Origin of the sequence: Facklamia sp. P9177 (assembly GCF_050409585.1) — a bacterium.
GTDB lineage: Bacteria > Bacillota > Bacilli > Lactobacillales > Aerococcaceae > Facklamia.
In genome coordinates this window covers 1-703 of sequence record NZ_JBNUPE010000046.1, presented here as the reverse complement: position 1 = coordinate 703, position 703 = coordinate 1, and the positions used below count along the sequence as shown (strand labels likewise).

Annotated in this window: 1 pseudogene; it reads right to left on the bottom strand. The window is 36.6% G+C overall.

Annotation, left to right across the window (positions count from 1 at the left end):
* Positions 1–234 precede the first annotated feature (234 nt).
* Positions 235–703 (bottom strand): annotated as a pseudogene (locus tag ACQV18_RS09390) (hypothetical protein); the annotation flags it as partial.

Genomic DNA, 703 nt, shown 5'->3' with positions numbered 1-703 from the left:
GTTACCACTTTTAATAGATCGGACTTCTGTGTTTTTGTGTAGCAAAAAATAGGATTGAAGGAAGAATCTTTCTCCCATCAACCCTATTTATTATAGAGCCTTTATTTATTAAGGAAATCTGGGCAGAAACAAAGACAAATCCTGTATGAGTCATCCTCAAAGAAAGGTTTGTCTTCAGTCTGAGAGCACATAAATTATGTGCTCTTTTGATTGGATAATAATTTTAATTAATGATTAATCGTTAAAGCGTTTAATTCTTTTTAGAATAGGAAGAATTAATAATCCGACTACCATTAATAAAGAAGCGATAGCTTCGATTTGATAATTTTGTTCACCAGTTAATGGTAATTTGGCTTTAGATTCCTCTTTACTAGAATTACTTGGTTGTGATGGTTCGCTAGGATCTTCTGGTTGAGAGGGTTCTGCTGGATCACTTGGACTATTTGGATCTGAAAGTGTTTGTTCAGGTCCGTATTCAATGACTTTGTCGACTTTTTCAACTAAGACATTTCCATCTTCATCCACACGGCCGACAATCCCTTCGGTAACAACAAATTCTTCACCCGATGCAAGGTCTAGGTTTGGACGGCGAATCGTATCAAATGGAAGTTCAGCTGGTCCATATTCAACTACTTGATCAATTTTTTTAACTAAGACATTCCCGTCTTCATCCACACGACCGACAATGCCTTCAGTAACAACT